10 protein-coding genes are annotated in these 21,452 nt (G+C 74.4%); 4 read left to right on the top strand and 6 right to left on the bottom strand.

What is annotated here, in order from left to right; genetic code table 11:
- The first annotated feature begins 5 nt into the window (after positions 1-5).
- A complete protein-coding gene (locus B7R87_RS01265; protein WP_006350937.1) occupies positions 6-929 on the top strand; it encodes an SDR family NAD(P)-dependent oxidoreductase in 924 nt (307 codons plus the stop codon).
- Positions 930-1,066: 137 nt separating this feature from the next.
- Here B7R87_RS01265 and B7R87_RS01260 read toward each other — a convergent pair whose 3' ends face one another.
- The 3 genes from B7R87_RS01260 to B7R87_RS01250 form a co-directional block, all read right to left on the bottom strand.
- Complete coding sequence (locus B7R87_RS01260; RefSeq protein ID WP_130585412.1) at positions 1,067-6,769, bottom strand: non-ribosomal peptide synthetase/MFS transporter; 5,703 nt, start codon at positions 6,767-6,769, stop codon at positions 1,067-1,069.
- The gene (locus B7R87_RS01255; protein WP_233168731.1) at positions 6,769-9,843 is read right to left on the bottom strand and encodes a non-ribosomal peptide synthetase; all 3,075 of its coding nucleotides are present in this window, start codon (positions 9,841-9,843) and stop codon (positions 6,769-6,771) included. The genes B7R87_RS01260 and B7R87_RS01255 overlap by 1 nt, the downstream gene beginning before the upstream one ends.
- A 432-nt stretch (positions 9,844-10,275) precedes the next feature.
- On the bottom strand, positions 10,276-13,374 hold the full coding sequence (locus B7R87_RS01250; RefSeq protein WP_006350941.1) for a class I adenylate-forming enzyme family protein: 3,099 nt from the start codon (positions 13,372-13,374) through the stop codon (positions 10,276-10,278).
- 525 nt (positions 13,375-13,899) lie between these two features.
- On the opposite strand from B7R87_RS01250, the gene B7R87_RS01245 reads away from it, so the two are divergent.
- Positions 13,900-14,943: a polysaccharide deacetylase family protein gene (locus B7R87_RS01245; RefSeq protein WP_006350942.1), complete on the top strand. Its 1,044-nt coding sequence runs from the start codon at positions 13,900-13,902 to the stop codon at positions 14,941-14,943.
- A gap of 87 nt (positions 14,944-15,030) precedes the next feature.
- Here B7R87_RS01245 and B7R87_RS01240 read toward each other — a convergent pair whose 3' ends face one another.
- From B7R87_RS01240 to B7R87_RS01230, 3 genes are read right to left on the bottom strand one after another with little or no spacing between them, the layout of a single operon-like run.
- The gene (locus tag B7R87_RS01240) at positions 15,031-16,449 is read right to left on the bottom strand and encodes a helix-turn-helix domain-containing protein (protein ID WP_233168730.1); all 1,419 of its coding nucleotides are present in this window, start codon (positions 16,447-16,449) and stop codon (positions 15,031-15,033) included.
- 29 nt (positions 16,450-16,478) lie between these two features.
- Entirely contained in the window at positions 16,479-17,276 is a 798-nt protein-coding gene (locus B7R87_RS01235; RefSeq protein ID WP_006350944.1) for an SAM-dependent methyltransferase, read from the bottom strand.
- The gene (locus B7R87_RS01230) at positions 17,273-18,118 is read right to left on the bottom strand and encodes a helix-turn-helix domain-containing protein (RefSeq protein ID WP_006350945.1); all 846 of its coding nucleotides are present in this window, start codon (positions 18,116-18,118) and stop codon (positions 17,273-17,275) included. Before B7R87_RS01230 ends, B7R87_RS01235 begins: the two co-directional genes overlap by 4 nt.
- A gap of 833 nt (positions 18,119-18,951) precedes the next feature.
- Between B7R87_RS01230 and B7R87_RS01225 the strand changes: the two genes are divergently transcribed.
- Both B7R87_RS01225 and B7R87_RS01220 read left to right on the top strand, forming a co-directional pair.
- Positions 18,952-19,443, top strand: coding sequence for a transglycosylase SLT domain-containing protein (locus B7R87_RS01225; protein ID WP_130585411.1), 492 nt, complete (start codon positions 18,952-18,954; stop codon positions 19,441-19,443).
- Between the two features lie 520 nt (positions 19,444-19,963).
- Positions 19,964-21,199 (top strand): S8 family peptidase, encoded by a 1,236-nt coding sequence (locus B7R87_RS01220; RefSeq protein ID WP_045853201.1) that lies wholly within the window; start codon positions 19,964-19,966, stop codon positions 21,197-21,199.
- The last annotated feature ends 253 nt before the right edge of the window (positions 21,200-21,452 follow it).

Here is a 21,452-nt window from a genome sequence, read left to right as displayed (position 1 = left end):
ACGCCATGGAGAAGCACAGCAGCGCACATCCAGGCCGCCGCGCCCTGCTCGGCACGGCCGCCGCTCTCGGTATCGCGGGCGTCACCGCAACCGGTGCCCATGCGGCCGGACCGGCCCCGAAGCCCGCCCCGGACCGGCGGTTCCGCGGGAGTTCGGTCCTCATCACCGGAGGCACCTCGGGCATCGGCCGCGCGACGGCGATCGCCTTCGCCGCCGCCGGGGCGTCCGTCGGATTCTGCGGCCGCCGCACCGACGCCGGCCGCCGGGTCGAACGCGAGATCACCGACGCCGGGGGAGAGGCCTTCTACGTCCGGGCCGACGTCCGCAGCGCCGAGGAGACACAGGACTTCACGGACCGGGTCGCCGCCCGCTACGGCGGCATCGACATCGCCTTCAACAACGCGGGGATCGGCGGCAGCCGACTCCTCCACGAGCTGACCGTCCAGGAGTGGGACGACATCCAGGACACCAATGTGCGAGGGGTGTTCCTCGCACTCAAATACCAGATACCGCACATGCTCCGGGCGGGCCGCGGCGTGATCGTCTGCACCTCGTCGGTGGCCGCCGAACGCGGCCGCCCCGACGGCGCCGCCTACGCCGCGAGCAAACGGGCCATCGAGAGCCTGGTGAAGTGCGCGGCCCTGGCGTACGGGCCGAAGGGCATCAGGATCAACGCCCTGCTGCCCGGCCCCACCGATACCGCCATGGTCCGTCCGCCGGGCATTCCCGACGCCGAGTGGGCCCGTCTGAAGGCGGCCTTCGGTCCGCTGAACGTGGAGGGACTCCAGCGGATGGCGGAGCCCGAGGAGATCGCCCGCTCCGTACTCGGGCTGGCCTCCCCGGACTTCCCCTATATGACGGGCGCCTCGGTCCTGGTGGACGGCGGCGTCAGCGCGGGCCGCAAGCTGATCATCCCCACCGGGCCCTGACCCCACCGGGCCCTGACCCCACCGGCCCTGACACGACCGGGGAGTGCTGCCCGGCACGGATACCGGCCGGGACGCCACCGGTGCCGACCGGACGGCCGCCGCCCCGCCACGGGGGACGGGGCGGCGGCCGCCGTCGCTCAGCTCGCCTTCGTCAGCGCATCCGCGGCGACCGGCCGGTCCGCCGGACGGCCCCGCCCGTCCGACGTCAGCGCTGCCAGCCCCACCAGATCGTCGGCCTGGGCGTCCGGGACGTCCCGGTCGAAGCCCGACAGCGCCCGGAACCGCAGCGACACCGCCCCGAGGAGCAGGATCCCGGCGGCAAGCAGCAGATACAGCAGCCCGATGCCCCGCCCGTCGCCCGTGCCGAGGACCGCGCCCACCGTTCCGGCCAGTGCTCCGTCGGCCGCCATCAGCGGCTCCAGGAAAGCGGTCCCCAGCGGGGCGATCAGCAGGAAGCCCACCGGCAGCGTCGACCAGGCCACCAGCTGGTTCAGGGCCATCACCCGGCCGTGGAACCGCTGCGGGACCTTCACCTGCACGATCGTCAGATAGATGCCGTTGAGCAGCGACAGCGAAGCCGCCATGCCGAACACCCCGGCACCCGCCACGAGCAGATCGGGCCGCAGCCCCGTCAGCGCGGAGAACAGTGCCAGGACCGGGATCACCAGCAGCATGCCGCGCATCCTGCGGTGCCGCGGACCGCCCCAGATGCCCATCGCCAGACCGCCGACGACCGCACCGACACCGCCCGCCAGGGAGACCGTCGCCACCGAACCCAGACCGGAGAAGCCGAGGACGAGCGGCGACACCAGCTGGAACAGCACCGGCAGGAAGAGGTTGAGGACGGCGAAGAAGATCAGCATCGCCCGGAACCCGCGCTGCCCGGTCACCAGCCGGAACCCGGCCACGATCTCCTGCCGGAGCGTTTCGCGCCGCCGCGCGCCCAGCGTCCGCGGGAACCGTACGGTACTCAGGACCAGGGCCGCGATCGCATAGCTGACGACGTCCAGCAGCAGCACCCAGCCGAGCCCGATCGCGGCCAGCAGGCCGACCGCCGCCAGCGGGGCGACGACCTGCGCGATACCGCCGGAGATCTGGACGACGCCGTTGGCATGGCCCAGATACCGCTTCGGTACGAGCTGCGGGATCGCCGACTGGAACGCCAGCCGCTGCCCCGTCAGGGAGACCGACAGCAGCGCCATCAGCGCCCCGACGTGCCAGGCCCGCAACTCGCCCAGCGCATAGAGCAGGGCGAGCAGCGCCTCCGTCGTACCGGAGACCGCCGTGCAGACCAGCATCACCCGGCGCCGGTCGATCCGGTCCACCAGACTGCCCAGGACCGGCGCGGCCAGCAGTCCGGGCACGATGCCCAGCACCGCGAAGAGACCGAACCAGGCCACCGAATCGGTCGATAGGAAGATCCACAGCGGCAGCGCGAACTCGGTCAGCGCCGAACCCGTCTGCGACACCATCTGCGATGCCGCGACCGCGACGAACCGCCGCGTGTCCTGCCGGGTCGCGGTCGCGGACGTCGGCGCCGATGCCGAATCCGGCTCCGGGCCGGGATCCGCATCCTCGCGGTGCACCCCGTCCAGCCACCAGGTGGCATCCTCCGGCCGGTCCTGCCGGCCGAGGCGCGCCGGTTCCGCACCGGCGACCGCGGGATGGACGGAGGTGACGATCTCGGCCAGCTCGGCCGCCCGGTGCTTGAGGAAGTAGTGGCCGCCCTCGTCCAGTACGGCGACGGCCGTCGTCGTCCCCAGGAAGCCCCACTCCCGGAACCGCTCCCGGTGGAACTCGGTCCCCGGGTCGGCCGAGCCGATCACCGAGACCACCGGTGTCGACAGTCCGTCGGCCGGGGCCGCCAGCCGCTCCGTGAAGTACGCCTCCGCCGCCCGCGAGTCCGCGCGGACGTTCGCCACGATCGTCGCCAGCTGCTCGGGTTCAAGGCCTTCCAGATCCGCGCCCATGGAACGCAGCCAGTTCAGATGCAGCCGGCCGCTGCGCCGCCGGTCCAGCCAGGAGGACCGGGACAGCAGACCGAGCAGCCCCTCCGTGGGCCGGGCGAACGGGAAGATCCCGCCCAGATAGACGGCCGCCGGTTCCCGCCCCGCGGCGGCCAGCAGCCGGGCCAGCTCCACGGCGAGGGCCGCGCCCACCCCGCAGTGCCCGTACACCGCGACCGGCCCCGGCACCCCGGCCAGCACCTCGTCCGCGCACCTCCGGGCCACCTCCTCCAGCGGCAGCGAATCCTCCGACATGCCCAGGTCGTGCCCGGGGACGGCGACCGCGTGCAGGGCGACACCGGGCGGCAGGGCGTCCGCGAGCGGCTGGTAGACGACGGCACTGCCACCGCCGTACGGCAGACACACCAGCGACAGGGTGACAGCGTCCGCGGACTGCCGGGGGGTCAGTTCGTGCAGCAGCCTGCGCGGCCCCCGCTCCTCGTCCGACCGGTCGGCCAGAGCGGCGAGAGCGGCCGGCGTACGCTCCTGGAAGACGTCCATCAGAGTGATCCGCGCCTCGCCGCCGAGCGCCCGCCGCAGCGCCGCCACCATCCGCATCGCCAGCAGGGAGTGGCCGCCCAGACCGAAGAAGTCGTCGTGGACACCGACCCGTTCCAGGCCGAGCAGCTCGGCCCAGACGGCGGTCACCGCCTCCTCCGCCGGGGTGCGGGGCGCCACGTACTCCGCGCCCTCCCCCGCTTCCGGCGCGCCCGGTTCGGGCAGCGCCCGCCGGTCCACCTTGCCGTGGGCCTGCCGCGGCAGCTCCGGCAGTACGACGAAGCGCGACGGGATCAGATAGTCCGGCAGCCGCCGCGCCAGCAGCGCCCGCAGCTCCGCGACCGGCGGCGGTGCGGCGCCTTCGGCCGGCACCAGATAGCCGACGAGCACCGGCTCACCGGCGGGCCCCCGGGCCGCAGCCACGGCCTCCGCGGTTCCGGGCAGCTGCCGGAGATGGGCCTCCACCTCACCGAGCTCGACCCGGTAGCCGCGGATCTTGACCTGGTCGTCGCCGCGGCCGAGGAACTCGACGGTGCCGTCCGGCCGGTGCCGGGCGAGGTCCCCGGTCCGGTACATCCGGGGTTCCTCCTGCGTCCCTTCGGCGAAGGGGTCCGGCCGGAACCGTTCGGCGGTCAGCTCCGGCAGCCCGAGATAGCCGCGGGCCAGCCGGTCGCCGCCGATCCACAGCTCCCCGGTCACCCCCGGCGGCACCGGCTCGCCGCAGGGGTCCAGCAGATACACCCGGGCCCCCGGCATCGGCCGCCCGATCGGCGTGGTGGGCCCTTCGGCGGGCCGCTCCGGATCGACCAGCAGGGTCGTGACGCCCACGGTGGCCTCGGTCGGGCCGTAGTGGTTGACCACCCGGCAGCCGGTCCGCGCCGCCGTCGCGGCCAGCGCACGGCTCCACTCCCAGCCCGACGCCTCCCCGCCGAGGATCAGCAGCCGGCGCGGCAGCAGCAGCCCCGGATCGTCCACCTCGGCCGTGAGCGCCGCCAGATGGGACGGCGTCAGCTTCACACAGTCGATCCGCTCGGCGGCGAGATACCCGGCCAGCTCGGGACCCGGGGTGCGCGGCGCCAGCAGATGCAGGGCGCCGCCCGTGGTCAGCGACAGATAGAGCGTCGTCAGACCGAAGTCGAAGGCCAGCGACTGGAGCAGGGCGTAGCGCGCCCCGTCCCCGAGACCCGCCTCCGCGAACCGCTGCCGCACACCGGCCAGATAGGTCAGCACCTGACGGTGCTGCACCGCGACCCCCTTGGGCCGGCCCGTGGACCCGGAGGTGTAGATGACGTACGCCAGATCGTCCGGACCGGCTCCCCCCTCGGGCGGACCGGCGGGGGCCGCCGCCTGCTCCGCCGCCAGTTCGTCCAGAAGCAGTACGGGGGCGTCCGCCCCGTCCAGCAGCTCCCGGTGGGCCGAGGTGGTCAGCAGCACGACGGGCGCCGCATCGGTCAGCATGTGCCCGAGGCGTTCGGCGGGCTGCTCCGGGTCCAGCGGTACGTACGCCGCCCCCGACTTCAGCACGGCCAGCAGCGCGACGGCCTGGTCGAGCCCCTGGTCGAGACAGACCCCGACCAGTGCGCCGGGCCGCGACCCGGCGGCCCGCAGCACCTGCGCCAGCCGGTTCGCGCGCCCGTCGAGCGCGGCGTAGTCCAGCGCCCGGCCGGAGTGCACCAGCGCGGTCGCCCCGGGGGTACGGGCGGCCTGCGCGGCGACGGCATCGGCAAGGGTCGCCGCGACCGGGACCGCGCTGCCGCTGTCGTTCCATTCGTACAGCACCCGGCGGCGCTCCTCGGGCGACAGCATGCCGAGCGTGCCCGCGGGAGCGGACGGATCGGCCGCGGCCCCGGACAGGATCCGCTGCCAGTGCCCCGCTAGCCGGGCGACGGTGTCCGCGTCCCACAGATCGGTACGGTAGGTGAGGAACGCTTCGAGGCCCTCGTCGGTCTCGGTGCAGTACAGCCCCAGGTCCAGATGGACACCGCTGCCCTCGAAGGGGAACGTCCGCCACTGGACGTCACGCGGCCGGACGGTCTGCGCCCGGTGGTTCTGGAGCGCGAAGGACACCTGGTAGAGGGGCGGCCTGCTGACGTCCCGCGGCAGGTCGAGGGCCTCCACCAGCTTCTCGAACGGCGTGTCCTGGTGCTGCTGGGCCCCGAGGGCCGCACTCCGGACCCGGGACAGGACGGTCGCGAAGTCCGGCAGGGCATCCGCACCGCCGCCGGGGGAGGCGCCGGTCCCGGTCCCGGTCCCGGCCGACGTACCGCTGCCGCTGCTGCTCAGATCGGCCCGCATCGGCAGGACCGTGCTGAACAGACCGATCAGCCCCTCCGTCTCCTCCGTCGGACGGCCCGCGAACGGGGTGCCCACGGCGAAGTCCCGCTGCCCCGACCACCGCCCGAGGACGATCTGGAAGGCGGCGAGCAGCGTCATGTAGAGCGTCGCGCCCCGGTCCCGGGACAGGGCCCGCGCCGCCTCGTGGACCGCAGGGTCGACCCGGAAGGCGTACGTCGCCCCCCGCGGACCCGGTACGGCCGGGCGCGGCCGGTCCGTGGGCAGCTCCAGGGGCGCCACCCCGGTCATCGCCTCGCACCAGTAGCGCAGCCCCGCGGCCGCCCCGGGCCGCTCCTGCCGCTCCCGCTGCCAGTGCGCGTAGTCGCCGTACCCGACGGGCAGCGGCGGCAGCACGGGCCGCTCACCCGACGTCAGCGCCTGGTAGCCGGAGAGGAGTTCGTCGAGGAGGATCCCCGCGGACCAGCCGTCGCCGGTGAGATGGTGCTGGCACACCACCAGCACATGGTCGTCGTCGGCGAGCCGCAGCAGCAGGGCCCGGACCAGCGGCCCCTCCTCCACGGCGAACGGCCGGTCGACCTCCGCCTCCACCGCCGCCCGCGCGGCGGACTCCCGCTCCCCGGGCGGCAGACCGCTCAGGTCCCGGGTCTCCCAGGGCACGGCGAACTCCTCCGCCGGAACGGTCTCCACCCGGGGCGTACCGTCCTCGTCCGCCGGGTAGGCGCTGCGCAGCACCGGATGCCGGACGGTCACCAGCCGCAGCGCCTCGGCCAGCGCCCCCGGCTCCAGCGGGCCGGTCAGCCGCCCTGCCGTGGGCAGCACATAGGCGGCGGTCCCGGGCGTGAGCTGCTCCACGAACCAGAGCCGCTCCTGGGCGGGCGAGAGCGGTACGGGCACACCGGCCGGCAGCGGGGCGACGGACGGGGGCCGCCCGGCCGCCGCGGGCCGCTCGCGCAGCTTCCGGGCGAGCAGGGCGCGCTGCTCGGGGCTGAGGACCCGGCGCGGCCGGTCCACGGTCAGCGGGGCGTTGGTCTCGCGCTCCATCACTGCTCCCCGGCGAGCAGCTCGACGGTGACGGCGTCGGCGATCGCGGCGACCGTCGGCTCCTCGTAGAACACATGGAGCGGCACCTCGGCTCCGATGCGGTCACGGATCCGGGCGGCCACCCGGGTGATCGTCAGCGAGTGCGCGCCGAGGTCGAAGACATCGTCGTCGAGGCCGATCGACGGCAGCCCGAGGACCTCGCACCAGACGGCGGCGACCTCGGTGGTGATCTCGTCCCAGGGCTCGTCCGCCCCGGCCCCGGGCGCCTCGTCCCCGGGTGTTTCGCGGACGGGTTCGGGAAGGGCCCGCCGGTCGGTCTTCCCGTTCGGTGTCAACGGCAGCGAGGGCAGGGCGTGCACGGCCCCGGGCAGCATGGCATCGGGCAGCGTGAGGGCGAGGAAGGCCCGCAGCTCGGACAGGGTGGGAACGGGAACGCCCGGCCGCCACACCGGGTAGACGGCGAGCACCTGCCCGCCCGGATCGTCGGCGCTGCCGCGGACGGCGGCGGCGGCCGCCGCCACCGACGGATGCTCCTGGACCCTCGTCTCCACTTCGCCCAGCTCGATGCGGTGGCCGCGCAGTTTGACCTGGTCGTCGATCCGGCCCAGGCAGAGCAGGCTGCCGTCCGGCCGGATCCGGGCCAGATCGCCCGTGCGGTACAGCCGCAGACCGGCGACCGGGTCGGTGACGAACCGCGCGGCGGTCAGCTCCGGGCGGCCGCGGTAGCCGCGGGCCAGCCCCGCCCCGCCGATCGCCAGTTCGCCGGTGACCCCGTGCGGTACGGGGTGTCCGCCCGGATCCAGCACCAGCACGGCCGTCCCGGCGATGGGCTTCCCCACCGTCACCGCGGTGGGCCCGGCGGGTACTTCCGCGGCGGTGGACCAGATCGTGGTCTCGGTCGGCCCGTACACGTTCCACAGCCGTCCGACCCGCTCGCGCAGCGCGCGGGCGAGGGGCAGCGGCAGGGCCTCGCCTCCGCTGAGCGCGGTGAGCCCCGGCGCGGTGAGTCCGGCGTCGAGCATCAGCCGCCAGCTCGACGGGGTGGCTTGGAGATGGGTGACGCCGTGCTTCCCTGCCAGTCCGGTCAGCGCCCGGCCGTCGCGGGTCTGCTCCTCGCCCGCGACCACCACCCGGCCGCCGGTGATCAGCGGCAGCAGCAGCTCCAGCGCGGAGATGTCGAAGGAGAGAGAGGTGACGGCGAGCCAGACGTCGCCGGGGGCCGAGTCCAGCAGATCGCGGAAGGCCAGCAGCAGATGGGCCAGCGCGCCGTGCGGCACCTCGACGCCCTTGGGGCGGCCGGTGGAGCCCGAGGTGTAGATGAGATAGGCGAGGTCGGCGGGGGACGGGGCGGCGGCCGGGGAGACCTCGGCCGCGGGCGTGGTGAAGAGATCGTCCAGCAGCAGGGTCCGGCCGTGACCGGCGACCCGGTCCGCCGTCCGCCGCTGCGCGAGGGCGAGCGGCGCACCGGCGTCCCCGAGCACGAAGGCCACGCGCTCCGCCGGATACGCCGGGTCGACCGGAAGATGGGCGCCCCCGGCCCACTGGACGGCGAGTACGGCGGCCACCGCCTCGGCCGACCGCTCGGCGCAGACGGCCACCACGGTGCCCGGCCCCACCCCGGCCGCCGTCAGCCGGGCGGCGAGCCCGCCGACCGCGGCCGCCAGCTCCGCATAGGTGATGTCGCGGCCGTCGGCGGTGAGCGCGATCCGGTCCCGGTGTACGGCGAAGGCGTCGGCCAGCAGCGCGGGCAGGGTGGCCCCGGCCGCTTCGGCGGCGGGCACGGGGCCGTGCAGCGGCGCCGATTCGGACTCGTCGAGGAACGGCAGATCGGCCAGCGGGGTTCCGGGCGCCGCCACGATCGCGGCGAGCAGCCTCCGCAGATGGTCCGCGATCCGTTCGGCGGCGGCGGGGGAGAGCAGCTCCGTACGGTGCATCAGGAGGACCCCGAAGCGGTCGGGCCCGTCCAGCAGATGAAGCCGGAAGGCGCCCCGGGCAGTCCCGGGGAACAGTACCCAGTCGATGGTGCTCCGCACCCCCGCGAAGTCGACCGGCGCGATCCGGCGGCGGTAGGTGACGGTGACCGGCGCGGCCGTCACCGCGGGCCGCGCCGACCGGACCGCCCGTGCCAGGGGTACGTCCCGGTGCGGAGAGCAGGCCCGCACCTCGGCCCGTACCGTACGGGCGAACTCACCGAACGGGAGGGCCGGGTCCGGGGCGGTGACCACCGGCAGCTCGTTGGCGTACATCCCGATCCGGCCGGTGTCGTCCGGGCCCCGGGTGCCCAGGCCGACGGCGGTCGCCGGGCGCTCGTTGCCGTACCGCAGCAGCAGGGTCTGGACGGCCGTCAGCAGCAGTTCGAAGAAGGTGACACCGAGCTTCTCGGCGGTGACGGCCAGTTCGGCGCGGAGTTCCGGGTCGAGGTCGAAGGCGGCGGCCGCGCCCGGCCCGACCCCGTCCTGGGAGCCGTCGCCCGCCCCTTCGGCCAGTCCGGGCAGTGCCACGGCCGGAGCGGGCAGCGGCCGGTCCGACCAGTGGGCGGTCGCGGCGGCGAGCTCCGCCTCGCCGAGGTCGGCGGGGACGGCGGCGGGCGCGGGCAGCGGTTCGGGGGCCGGTCCGGCGCCGGTGCGGTGGGCGTAGGCGGTGGACAGATCGCCCAGGAGGAGGTCGGTGGAGGTGCCGTCGAAGACGAGGTGGTGCGCCACCACCAGCAGGGTCGCGCTCCGGTCGCCGGTGCGCAGCAGCACGAACCGGGCCGGGGGACCGGCCTCAAGGTCGAACGGCGCGGCGCACTCCCCGGCCAGCTCGGCCTCCAGCCGCTCCGGATCGCACCGGCGTACGGCGAGTTCGGGTATCGGACCGGGCACCAGGACGGGCACGCCGTCCTCGTCGCGGACCGTCTGCGACAGCGCCGGATGCCGGGCCGTGAGGTCGGCGACGGCGGCGGCGAGCGCCGGGATGTCGAGGGAGCCTTCGAAGCGCACGGCGAACGGCATGTGGTGGATGGCGCCGAGGGGCGCGAGCCGCTCGTTGATCCAGAGGCCGTGCTGGGCGGGTCTGACGGGAATGCTGGTCACGGGGGGTCCTTGGACTGGTCGGGAGAATCGGTCGGTGGGGGGCACGAGAGCGGGGCGGGAGAGGCCCCTCGGCGGTCGGAGCCCGGCACAGGCCGGGGGACGGTCGGGACAGGGCGGTGGGGCGGTGCGGCAGCGGCCGTTGAGCTGGACGGGAACCGGACGGGGGTACGGGGACGGAGCCCGGCCTTCCCGGGGGCATGCGCCCGGCGGCCGGCGACCGGCGACCGGGTGGCCCCGGTCGCCGGCACGGCATACCGCGACTGCGGCCCGGCAACGGGTTCGGGAGGGCGGGCCGGATCCGGCGCCACTGGCGGATCCGGGCCGTCGTGCGGGAGGTGCGCGGTGGAACGGGGGAGGTGCGGAGGTGCCGGGTGCGGGAGGTGCGCGGTGGAACGGGGAGGTGCGGAGGTGCCGGGTGCGGGGTGGAGGGGGTTACGCGCCCGCGGCGGTCAGCGCGGTCGTGAAGTCCTCGGACAGGGCGGCGATCACGGTCTCGTCGAAGGCGAGGGCGTTGTACTGGATCCAGCAGTGGAGGGCGCCGTCCGGCTGCTCCACCGCCGTCAGTTCGGGGACTCCGAGGTCGCCGCCGGGCAGCGGCCACGGCACGGTGGTGCCGCGAGGCAGCTCCCAGGGCTCGCAGAGCAGGCCCGGGAGATGGGCGTCGGCGGCCCAGTTCTCGTACCGCAGCCAGGCCGGGAAGGCCACCACCGACGGTTTGAACTCGGCGTACGGATACATCTGGTGGTCCAGTGCGCCGGTCGCCGCCCGCCGGACCCGCTCCGCCAGCTCGGCGAAGCCGGGACCGCCGGAACAGTCCACCCGCAGCAGCAGCGACTGCACCAGACAGCCCACGGCCCGCTCCGCCTCCGGGCGGATCCGTCCCGGCACCGGGGTCATCAGCACCAGATCGGACTGCCCGCTGCGGTCCGCCAGCAGCCCGCTCCAGAGCGCGGCGACGGCCATGAACGGGGTCACGCCCAGCTCCCCCGCCCGCTTGCGCAGCCGGGCGGCCGGATCGGCGCCGACGGTGAACGGGCGCGCGACGGTGTGCACATGGTCGACCGCGCGGCGGCCCGGGAACGGGTCGACGGCGGACGGGGCGCCGGCCAGCGCGGCGGCGAAGTGCCGCCGCCCGGCCGCCCAGCGGTCGTTCGCCCAGCGCACCAGGTCCCCGTACGGCAGGGGCTGTTCGGGGAGCCTCGGGGTGCGGCCGCGGCGCAGGGCGTCGTAGGCGAGCCCCAGTTCGTGCAGCAGCACACCGACCGACCAGCCGTCGGAGACCATGTGATGGACCGCCAGCAGGACGATGTGGTCGTCCGGGGCGCGGGAGACCACCAGCAGCCGGGCCGTCGGATCGGCCGCCAGATCGCTGAGCCGGTCCCGCTCGTCGATCAGCAGCCCGTTCACCTCGTCGTTGCTCGCGCCCGGCACCGAGCGGAGGGTGATCCGCGCGTTCGGCTCCCCGTCCAGGACGGTCCGCACCAGCCCGGGTACGGGGCCGGGGACGGGCACGAAGCGGGTGCGCAGCGCCGGGTGGCGCCGGACGAGTTCGGTGAGGGACCGGCCGAGTGCCTCGGTGTCGAGCCGGTCGGTCACCCGGAAGAGGGCGGTGACGGCTCCGACGTCCCGGCCGGACTCCTCGGCCATCCAGTCTAGGAAATTCTCCTGCTGGCTGGTGAGGGGGATCTCGTGGGCCTGCTCCCGCAGCGCGCGGAGGAAGGACGGGATCGCCGGCTCCTCCGCTCCCTCGCCACCGGCTGCCTCAAAGGTGGGAGCCGCGGCCGTCTCGTCCAGCCACGCTGCCTGCGCCCGCAGCGACGGCCGCCCGAAGACCACGGCCGCACCCGCCTCGACCCCGAACCGCCCGGAGACGGCCGCAGCCAGCTGGACGGCGCGGAAGGAGTCGCCGCCGAGGGCGAAGAACTCGTCGGCGACGGTCCGCACCGGGCGTCCCAGCACCTCGTGCCAGAGCCCGGCGAGCCGGATCTCGGTCTCGGTACGCGGCTCCGGTGCCGAAGGCTCCGCCTCCCCGGGGGCGTCCGGCGTCTCGAACAGCTCCCGGAGCCGGTACTTGACGACCTTCCCCGTGGCGTTGCGCGGCAGGTCACCGGCGAGCAGGATCCGTACCGGCAGCTCCGCCCTGGCCAGTCTGCCGCTCAGGAACAGCCGCAGACCGTCGAGGTCGACACCGTCCGCCGCGGGCACCACCACGGCCACCGGCACCGAGCCCATCACCGGGTGCGGCACACCGAGCGCCGCCGCGTCGGCGACGTCCGGGTGTTCGTGCAGGGCGTCTTCGATCCGGAGCGTGGAGACCTTCAGCGCACCCGACTTGATGACGTCGCTCTCCCGGTCGACGAGATGCAGATAGCCCTCCGCGTCCAGCCGCCCGAGGTCTCCCATCCGTACCCAGCCGTCCCGGAAGACCCCGGCCGAAGCGGCGGCGTCGCCGACGTAGCCCCGCTGCGGCCCGTGCTGCCGCAGCCATACCTCCCCGGTCTCCCCGGCCGGTACGGTGGCGCCGTCCGCACCGAGGATCCGCAGATCACCGGGGCTCGCGGGGCGGCCGACGGAACCCGGCCTGCCCGGGTCGACCACCATGGACACCTGGGCGGGCGAGGACTCGGCCGAGGTGTAGACATTGACCACCGTGGCCCCGGGCAGCGCTTCGGTCAGCTGCCGGGCGACGGGTGCGGGCAGTGCGGCGGCCGACGAGCTGAACAGCAGCACACCGGAGAAGTCACGGCGGCGGATCACCCCGGAGTTCAGCAGTTCGATCGCCATCGACGGAACGACGAAGACGGTACCGGTCCGCAGCTCCTCGACGGCGCGGCCGAACTCCTCGGCGTCGAAACGCGGCAGCGCCACGACGGCCGGAGCCCCGGTGAGGGCGGTCATCACCATCATCTGGCCCGCGTTGGTGCCGATCGGGAAGGCGTGCAGGGCGTGCCGGGAGTGGGCGTACGGACGCGGACGGGGATTCAGGGGCTGACCCGCCGTCAGACTTGCATGGGAGGCCATGACTCCCTTGGAACGTCCGGTCGTTCCCGAGGTCCCCACAACCTGGGCCGGGTCCCCGGGCGCCGGACGGTGCGGAGCCTCCCCGGCGGACCCGGCGGCCTCGACCGCATCCAGGGTGTGATCCGTGACCCCGGGCAGGGCGGGCAGAACGGACCCCCGCAGCAGCGCGACGGCTCCGCACAGGCCGGTGATCCGCAGCGCCTCGGAGTCGGCCGCGTCGGCGCGGAGCGGCAGCCCGGCCGCGCCCGCGTAGTGGAGGGCCAGGAACGCCACCGCGTACCGGTCCCACTCGTCCTCGGTGAACCGCAGGGCCACCAGATCCCCGGGCCGCACCCCGGCGTCCGCCAGCCCCCGGGCGGCCCGAACGGCCCGATCACGCCAGGAACCGTAGCTCAGGATGCCCCCGCCGATGACCTGGATCGCGATCGCGTCGGGCTGTTTCGCGGCCCGGGCGTCAAGCAGATCCGGGACGGTGAGCGGAGCGGGCGGTGCGTTGATGATGCCCTCCAAGTTCGTTGACCTGCACGGGAGTTAACTCGGCAGGTGCGGTGACACGGAGACGGTCATGGGCATAGCGCGCGGTTGTCGCCTTGGGTATGGTCTGGACCATTGGCGGGGTACGGCGAAGGATAGCGCGCCACTGTCGTACTTGTGTCGCAATGATGGAGAGTTCGTGGACATCGGTGGGGATCGGGTACGGACGCGGTGACCCCGCAAGCCCCGGTCACTCCGGAGAAACCCCTCGTCAGAGTGGGTGCACCAAGAGCACACGCACCAAACCGGAGTAGCTGAAGTTTCTCCGGCCGCTCCACTGCCGCGTTCCTGTCCTTTTTCGGACACCGGAGCGTTTCATCGGGTCCGCCGACCCCGACTGCGCCGTATGCCGTACGCCCCGTATGCCCCCGGCATCACGGGCCGGTACGCCTCCGGCCGGGTCCGGCCGTATCCGCCCCTCTTCCGTCCGGCCCGCCCGGACCCCCGACCATCCCGGCCCGGGCGCACTGCCGTTCCCGGGCAAGCCAGGAGGAAGTACAGATGCAGTACGCGGGAATCGCCTGGACCGCCGACGGTTACGAGGTCGAGATCGTCGACGACACGGGGGAGCGGGCCCAGGCCCCCACGCGCTGGGGCGCCGAGCGGGTGACCGAGCTGACGGACTGGCTGGAGCGGACCGGCCGGGAGTCGGGGGAGCCGCTCGCGGTCGTGGTCGAAAGCACCAACGGGCTGGTCGACGGGTTGTTCACGGCCGCCGGACTCGACGTCCACCGCGCCGACCCCTGGGTGCTGCCCGAGCGCCCCGACTTCGGCTCCGTACCCGCACGGTCCCTGGCCGACCGGGCGAGACGCGGCCTGGCCGGACTCTCACCGCTGACCGCCGAGGGCGGCGGGCAGACCGGCCGGGACGACGACTACCACGACGGTATCCGGCGCAGCGCCGACGCCGAGGCCGAACTGACCCGGGCGGGGCGGTGCTTCCGGCACGGTCCGCGCGACCGCCGGGAGATCGCCCTCACCTTCGACGACGGCCCGGACCCCGCGCACACCCGGGAGGTCCTCGACCTCCTCGCCCGCTACGGCGTCCACGCCACCTTCTTCTGCGTCGGTCTGCATGTGAACGCCCTCCCCGACGAGGTGCGGCGGATCGTCGACGCGGGCCACAGCCTCGGCAACCACACCTGGTCCCATCCCTTCCTGCCGGATCTCACCGCCCGGCAGTTCCGGCTCCAGATCGACCGGACCGCCGATGCCTTCGACCGGGCGGTGGGCACCGTGCCCACGGTCTTCCGCCCGCCCTACGGCTGCCGCACCCCCGAGATGCTGAGCGAACTCCTGGCCGGCGGACCCGCGCTGGCGCTCTGGGACGTCGACTCGTGGGACTGGGCCAGGCCGGGCCCCGAGAAGATCACCCGGACCGTGCTCGACCATGTGCTGCCCGGTTCCATGATCCTGATGCACGACGGCGGCGGTGACCGCCGCCAGAGCGTCCTGGCCCTGCCCGCGGTGCTCGAAGGGCTGCTGGAGCAGGACTACCGCTTCGTCTCCGCCGATACCCTCGCGTCCCGGGCCGCCACCCACTGACGAACCCGGCCGACCCGGCCGACACGGCCGACGACACCGGCGGGCGGCGCCCGGCTTCGAACGGGCGCCGCCCGCCGCCGGGCCGTATCACTGCTGCGGTGCCCGATAGGTGCGGCCGCCCCGCCGCGGCAGCGCCGACGGTACGTCGTCCGGACCCGCCACTGTCTCGGCGGCCAGGTGCAGTTGGGCCCGTACGGTCACCGACGCGGGGTCGAGATCGAGGAGGTCGCCGCATTCGGCCAGCCAGTTGCCCAACGTCGTACGGTGCACACCGAGTTCGGCGGCCGCGGGAGCCGTCCGGCCGCGGTGTCCCAGCCAGAGGCGCAGGGCGATCCGGAGCCGGGTGTCGAGCGGAGCCAGCAGGGCGGCGGCCCAGTCACGGGCCTCCTCGGCGCCGAGCAGAGCGGCGGGCAGCGCGGGCGCCGCCACCGGCCTCAGTGCCGAGGCCGGGGCCGGGGCGGCGGACGCCCGTACCGCCAGCAGCAGTTGGGCCGCGATCGTGGGGTGCCCGAGATCGGCCGCGAGCAGGGGGCCGATCTCGCGCAGCCTGGCGCGGACCGTGCCCTCCGACAGTCCGACGGCCGGGGCGGCGGCCTGTGCCGATCCCGTGCGCAGCCAGGCCGCGAGGATCCTGCGCCGCTCCCGGTCGAGGGGCTGGAGGACCGCCGCCGACCAGACGGCGAGCCGGCCTGCGGGCACGATCCGGAGCAGATCGTGCTCGCCCAGGCCCGTCGCCGCCGCCAGCCGGCCGCCCGCCGGGGCGGGATGCGCCCGGCCCGCCTCGGCCCAGGCGGCCGGGACCAGGTCCAGCGCCACCGGCGGCGCCGCGCCGCCCGTCAGCCGGTACTGCTCCGCGATCCGGGTGACCACGCCGTGCGCGGGATGGGGGTCGCCGGGAGCGTCGTGGAGGGCGAGTACCGTCAGTTCGGTGTCCTCCGCGCACACCAGGACCCGGGTGCGCTCGACGCCCGGCCGGAGCGCGCGCCACAGCGCCTGGTGCGCGGTGCGGGCAGTGGTTCCGGTGAGACGGTAGACCGTGGCATGGGTGGCGTCCGTACCGCCGAGGACATCGAAGGCGGCCCGGTGGTGACCGTCCCGCAGCAGCCGCAGCACCGCACGGTGCAGCCGCTGTTCGGCCGCCCGGGTCTCGTCCGCCCGCCGGGCCTGGACCCGCAGCAGATCCGCGACGGTCGCGGCGATCAGCTCCGTACGCTCGACCGGTGTACCGCGCCCGGGGGAGACCACCAGGACCGCCCCGGCCACCGGGCGGACCGTCAGATGCGGATGGGCGCGGGGGTGCGCGGCGCCCCGGACGCCCGAGGGCGCCGCGCTGGCGGGCGTGCTGTGCACCGCGCCCGCCAGGGGATCCACCAGCACGGCCCAGCCGCCGGTCAGCGCCGCGGCCTCGGCGATCAGCAGCGCCGACGAGTGGGCGGCCGCATGGATGAGCCGCCGTACCGCCGTACGGTCCTGCGGTCCCTCGGCCGGGACCGGGGCCGGGGTCACGGGCCCCGGCCGCCCCGCACCGCCTGCGGTCACGGGATGCGTGCCACGCCGCCCCAGCCGGCGCGCTCGGTGAGCCGTCCGGTGGTGGCGTCGGGCCGCCAGTCCGGCCAGCAGACGAATCCGGGTTCGACCGGCTCAAGACCGTCGAAGAAGGCCCGGGTGACCTCCGGCTCGCGGAAGATGTACGGGATGGCCCCGGAGTTGTTGTACTCCTCCTGCACCAGCCGGTGCTCCTCGTCCGACGCGGTCGAGTGGCTGAGCGACAGATAGCTCCCCGGAGGCAGCCGGTCCACCAGCCGGCGCACCAGCCCCAGGGCGTCGGGCCACTCCACGATATGCCCCAGCACATCGTTGATCACCAGGGCGACGGGCCGGGTCAGGTCCAGCGTCCTGGCCGCGCCCGCCAGGACGGCGTCCGTATCGCGCATATCCGCCAGGACGTAGTCCATCGCCCCCTCGCTGGTGCTGCGGCCCATCGCGTGCACATGCAGCAGCACCAGCGGATCGTGGTCGACGTAGACCACCCGGGAATCGGGCGCGATCCGCTGGGCCACCTCGTGGGTGTTGTTGGCGGTCGGCAGCCCGGCGCCGACGTCGAGGAACTGCCGTACCCCGGCCTCGCGGGCCAGCCAGGTGACCGTACGGACCAGGAAGCCCCGCGACTCCTGGGCGAAGGGCTCGATCAGCGGGTACTTCGCCCGGTAGGCGTCGCCCGCCGCCTTGTCCGCGTCGAACCAGTCCTTGCCGCCCAGCCAGTAGTTCCACACCCGGGCGCTGTGGGCGACGGAGGTGTCGATCCGCGGGGGCTGTTCGGTCGGTTCGCTCATACCAGTGCCTCTTTCGACGTGTCGGGATGGAGCGCGGTGGCGCAGGAGTAGTCGAGCAGTCGGCGGTAGGTCACCACGGCCGGGTCGGCCTTCCAGACGTCGGCGGTGCCGGGGAGCCCGCCCTCGCGGACCACGTGGTCGGGGATCCCCGGCACCTCGACCCGGAAGAACGTCAGCGCGGGAATCCCGGTCAGGGCGTGCGGCGGCCGGTCGAGCGGATGGACCTGGAGCGTCACGTCCGGCTGGTCGGCGGCGGCCCGCAGGGCCGCGAGCTGCTCGGTCATCACCCCGCTGCCGCCGACCTCCGTCCGGAGCGCGGCGGCCGTCATCAGCGCCCAGACCCGGGTCCGCTGCTCCCGCAGCCTCTCCCGGCGCTCGACCAGCAGCTCCGCCCGCCGGTCCCGCTGGGCGGGGGAGAGATCGGGGCGCAGGACGTCGTCGACGGCACGGGCGTACGCCGGAGTGCGCAGCAGGGCCGGCACCAGCGCCGGATCCCAGCTCCGGACGATCCGGGCCGCCGACTCCACGCTCATCAGATCCAACTGCCAGGGGTCCATGACGGACCGCCAGGGATGCCACCAGCCGGGCCGGTTGGCGGCGGCCAGCTGCCCGAGGATCTCCCGGGTCTCGGCCGGGGTCGCGCCGTAGGCCGTCAGCAGGGTGCGGACCTGCCCGTCGTCGAGGGAGGTCTGCGCCTGTTCGATCCGGCGGACCGTCGCGGGATGGGCCCCGAGCGCCCGGGCCGCCTGCTCCCTGGAGAGCCCCGCGGCCTCGCGCAGCACCGTCAGCCGGGTGGCCAGCACGAGGTGCGCCACGGTCCGGCCGGATCGCTCCCGGGCCATGCGCACCTCCCCGTCGACACTTCCCGCAATCTGCGGCCAGTGCATACCTTGTCGCTTGCAATCTACGCGCGCAAGGCTTTGTATGGCCACGTTCACGCTGTCGGGAAACGGGCCGCAGGCCCGGCCGTGAGCAGGTGAACGGAGCCGAGGGGCCCTACGGGGGTGGGCCCCTCGGCTGTTCCGTCGGGGGGCCGTCGGCGGGACGGCGGCGCGCTCCGCGCGGCGAGTTGTTCCGCTCTCCGCGCCAACCCGGGCATCGGCGGACGCACTTCGCGCCCGGCGCCCGGGATCCGTACCGCGCGCCCGCATTCCGCCCGATACGTCCCCCGTCCCACGCCCGGCTGTTTCCGTGTACGGCGGCGGGCCCGCGTGCTCCACGAGGTCCGTGCTCCGCGGGTCCGTGCGCGCCCCGGCGCGGGAGGGTGCCCTCCCGCGTGGCGGGGCGCGGTGGGGGTCCCTGCGGGCCCGGCCCCTGGGAAGGGCGGCGGGCGCGGGCCGAGAGGGCGGAGGCGCGGACCGCGATCCGGGCCCCACTACCCCCTAGGGGCATTCCGGACATGTCATTGAATATTCCTCATATCCCCCGGGCGTTTTGTTCTGGGACGTACATCACATACGACGCCTCTTAGTGGTTTTCCGCCACTGAGGTTTCCCTGTGGGTTGCCCTGCGGGTGCGATGCGGCGCCCGGCGCCGGGAGCTCTTCCACTATCCGGCTTAGCAGCGAGCTCGTTGCTAGCGCTCCCCGTCACCGCTAAGAATCTGCCCACGCCGCCACCGGAGCGCTCCGCTCCCGTCCCCGTGTGCGGCTTCCCCATCCGAAGGGCTCCCCGGTATGTCCGTACTCAGCACGCGCACCACCCGGCCCCGCCGCCGGGCCTGGGCCGGAGGGCTCACCGCCGCCGGCACCCTGGCCGTCACGCTCGCCCTCGCCGTCCCCGGCACCGCCTCCGCCGCCCCTGCCTCCGCTCCCGCGGCGGCGCCGCAGGCCGCTCCCGCCGCCTACGCCGGCACCCTCAACGGCTGGATCATCGAGGCGCTCGACGTGATGCGCCTCAACGGCATCCCCGGTACGTACGAGGGACTGCACCGCAACATCATGCGCGAGTCCAGCGGCAACCCGCTGGCCGTCAACAACTGGGACATCAACGCGGTCAACGGCACCCCGTCCAAGGGGCTGCTCCAGGTGATCGACCCGACGTTCCGCGCCTACTGGGTCGCGGGCACCCCGAACGACCCCTTCCACCCGGTCGCCAACATCGTCGCCGCCGCCAACTACGCGGCCGACCGCTACGGCTCCATCGACAACGTCTTCGGCCCCTACTGAGCCGGAGGGCAGGACCGGCCGTCGCCGGGGGTGCGCACCGATGCGCGCCCCCGGCGACGGCCCGTCCGCCGTCCGGAACCGGCAACGCCGGTTCCGGACGCCGGGCCGGACGGAGCAACGCCGTGCACCGCCACCCCGGGACCCCCGACGCGCTCCCGGGGGCGGGGTGTTCACCTTCGGCACCCGGTCCGGGCGCCCCGGCGGGGCCGGCGGCGGAGGCGCCGTACGAAAACGCCATACGCCTGTAACACTCCGCCACCGGTACCACCGCGTACGCCTGTCTGCCTGCGGTGATCGTCCGCCCGGTGCGCGCCCCGGCACGCCGTTCCCAGGCGGTCCGGGGGAGTTCGGGGCGGTCCCCTCTTGTGCAATCGCCGCCGTCGCGCCAGGGTGTGGTGCTGACGGCAGGAGTTGACATGTTCCTGACCGTCTCTGGGTGTGTGACACATCCGTGGAGCCGCACAACGATCCACCCGCACCACCCCCCACCAGCGCACCACCGACGAGGAGGATCCCTCTGATGGCAGTGACGCAGTACCACGGCCGACGTGACACCGGCCGTTCCCGGCGGACGTTCTCTCCCCTCGGCGCCGCCCTCGCGGCCGCCCTGACCCTCGGTTTCGTGACCGCGCTGCCCGCAGCCGCGGCACCCGAACCGCGCGAGGGCAGGATCGTCGACGCCGGAACGCCCAACGCGGTCAAGGACAGCTATATCGTCACCCTCCGCGACAGCCGGGTCCGTTCGGCCTCCGCCGAGGGCCGCGCGCTCGCGAAGCAGTACGGCGCGGTCGTCAAGCGCACCTACACCAAGGCCATCAACGGTTACGCGGTCAACCTCTCCGAGCGGCAGGCGAAGAGACTGGCCGCCGACCCCCGGGTGGCGTCCGTCGCCCAGGACCAGACCGTCAGCATCCAGGCCACCCAGGTCAACCCGCCCTCATGGGGTCTCGACCGGATCGACCAGCCCAGGCTGCCGCTGAACCAGCGCTACACCTATCCGGACTCGGCCGGTGCGGGCGTCAGCGCCTACATCATCGACACCGGGGTCCGGATCTCCCACAGCGACTTCGGCGGCCGCGCCGTCAACGGCTACGACGCCGTGGACAACGACAACGTCGCCCAGGACGGCAACGGCCACGGCACGCACGTCGCCGGCACGGTCGCAGGCACCGCCCACGGTGTCGCCAAGCGGGCCCGGATCGTCGCCGTTCGCGTGCTCAACAACGCCGGGTCCGGCACCATCGCGGGCGTCGTCGCAGGGGTCGACTGGGTCGCCCGCAACGCCGTCAAGCCCGCCGTGGCGAACCTGAGCCTCGGCGGCGGGGCGAACACCACCCTCGACAACGCCGTCCGCGGAGTCGTCAACGCCGGAGTCACCGTCGCGGTCGCCGCGGGCAACAGCAACCTCGACGCGATCAACTTCTCCCCGGCACGTGTCGGTGAGGCGCTCACGGTCGGCTCGACGACCATCACGGATGCCCGCTCCGGCTTCTCCAACTACGGCGCGATACTCGACCTCTTCGCGCCCGGCACCAACATCACCTCCGCCTGGCACACCAGCGACACGGCCGTCAACACCATCTCGGGTACGTCGATGGCCGCGCCCCACGTCGCGGGCGCCGCGGCGCTCCACCTCGGCAACAACCCGACCGCGCCGCCCGCGCAGGTCGGCAACGCCCTGGTGGCGGCGGCCACTCCCGGAGTGGTCATCAACCCGGGCCCGGGCTCGCCCAACCGGCTGCTGCGGGTGAACTGACCCGTCACGGCCGCGGGTGAACCGACCCGCGACCGTGGTCGCCCGGCCGTCCTCCGGGACGGCCGCCGATCACCGCCCCACCCGAACGCGACGGCCGGAGGCACCCGCCTCCGGCCGTCGCCGTCCGGGGCGGGCCATCACGGGATAGCTGTCGTTCTCCTCCCGCCGTATCGGATGATCATGCACGGGAAGCCGGGCGGTCCGGCGCCCCGCCCGCCCGGGCCCGCGCCCGGCCGGTCCGCGCATCGCCGAC

The organism is Streptomyces tsukubensis (assembly GCF_003932715.1).
Taxonomy (GTDB): Bacteria; Actinomycetota; Actinomycetes; order Streptomycetales; family Streptomycetaceae; genus Streptomyces; species Streptomyces tsukubensis.
Note: the sequence above shows the minus strand (reverse complement) of the source record. Positions and strands in the feature narration are given on the sequence as shown.

What these genes read in the sequence shown, in the direction of transcription:
- B7R87_RS01265 (WP_006350937.1), top strand. Translation starts at nt 6, where the DNA reads ATGGAGAAGCACAGCAGCGCACATCCAGGCCGCCGCGCCCTGCTCGGC.
- B7R87_RS01230 (WP_006350945.1), bottom strand. Translation starts at nt 18,118, where the DNA reads ATGGCCCGGGAGCGATCCGGCCGGACCGTGGCGCACCTCGTGCTGGCC.
- B7R87_RS01260 (WP_130585412.1), bottom strand. Translation starts at nt 6,769, where the DNA reads ATGGAGCGCGAGACCAACGCCCCGCTGACCGTGGACCGGCCGCGCCGG.
- B7R87_RS01235 (WP_006350944.1), bottom strand. Translation starts at nt 17,276, where the DNA reads ATGAGCGAACCGACCGAACAGCCCCCGCGGATCGACACCTCCGTCGCC.
- B7R87_RS01245 (WP_006350942.1), top strand. Translation starts at nt 13,900, where the DNA reads ATGCAGTACGCGGGAATCGCCTGGACCGCCGACGGTTACGAGGTCGAG.
- B7R87_RS01220 (WP_045853201.1), top strand. Translation starts at nt 19,964, where the DNA reads ATGGCAGTGACGCAGTACCACGGCCGACGTGACACCGGCCGTTCCCGG.
- B7R87_RS01225 (WP_130585411.1), top strand. Translation starts at nt 18,952, where the DNA reads ATGTCCGTACTCAGCACGCGCACCACCCGGCCCCGCCGCCGGGCCTGG.